We start from the raw sequence: 1,000 nt of genomic DNA, 5'->3' as shown, positions 1-1,000 counted from the left end.
GCAGGTCACCGTCGATGACTGCTCCGTGCCCTGGACCGAGGCCGGCACCGCCCCCGCCTACACCTACACCTGCACCGGCACCACCACCACGGTCCTGGCCTCCCGTCCCGTGATCGGCGCGAACGTGGCCCTGGCCAACCTGACCTCGGTCACCGCCGGACACACCGACAACCTGCGCGTCACCCTGACCCTGCCCTCCACCGCGGACAACACCCTGCAGAACCAGAGCAGCACCATCGGCTTCACCTTCACCGGCACCCAGCGCACCGCCACCAACCAGTAACACCCCCGGCAACCCCGGCCGGCAGCCCCAGCCCCGAGCCAGCCCTCCGCCGTCGCGCCCCCCCTTGAAAACGACGGCGGAGGGCCTCCCCCCAGAAACGGAGAGCCCAGCCATGACCGCAGCACCGGTCCGCCACCGGCGGGTCCCCCCGGCCACGACGACGGCACCCGGCACCGATCGGCCTGGTTCGGCGGCGGCGCCCGGCACGGCGGCGGCACCCGGCACCGGACAGACCGGCACCGAAGCCGCCGGTGAGGGCCGGGGTGCGGGGTCGGGGGTTGCCCGGGCCCTGGTCAGTGTCGTCACGACCGCGGTGATGGTGGCCGCGGTCGCGGCGTTCCTGTTCCTCGCCGTCGGGCCCCGCGTGCTGGGTTATCAGACGTCCACGATGCTCACCGGGTCGATGTCGCCGCTGATCAACCCCGGGGACGTCGTGGTCACCGTCCCCGTCGCGGTCCAAAACCTGAAGGTCGGGGACATCATCACCTACCACATCCCGGTGGAGGACCAGCGGGTGGAAACCCACCGGATCATCGACCTCACAATCAACAACCAGGGCACCGCCACCGTCCGGACCAAGGGCGACGCGAACAACGGCCCCGACCCCTGGACCGCGACCCTGGCCGGCGGGCAGGTGGACCGGCAGGTGTTCACCGTCCCGTACCTGGGCAACGCAATCCGCGCCCTGCGCGATCCCGTGGTCTTGAAGGTCCTGAT

At 71.4% G+C, this 1,000-nt stretch carries 1 protein-coding gene and 1 pseudogene; both read left to right on the top strand.

The window, feature by feature from the left end:
- Positions 1-283, top strand: a pseudogene (locus AC1DJW_RS26430) (TasA family protein); the annotation flags it as partial.
- 112 nt (positions 284-395) lie between these two features.
- Positions 396-1,000: signal peptidase I (locus AC1DJW_RS26425; RefSeq protein ID WP_476902944.1), on the top strand; the 605-nt coding region annotated here is incomplete at its 3' end.

This window comes from Arthrobacter sp. 05L417, from assembly GCF_056397865.1.
The sequence above is the reverse complement of the archived record's forward strand: the minus strand, read 5'-3'. Positions and strand labels throughout refer to the sequence as shown.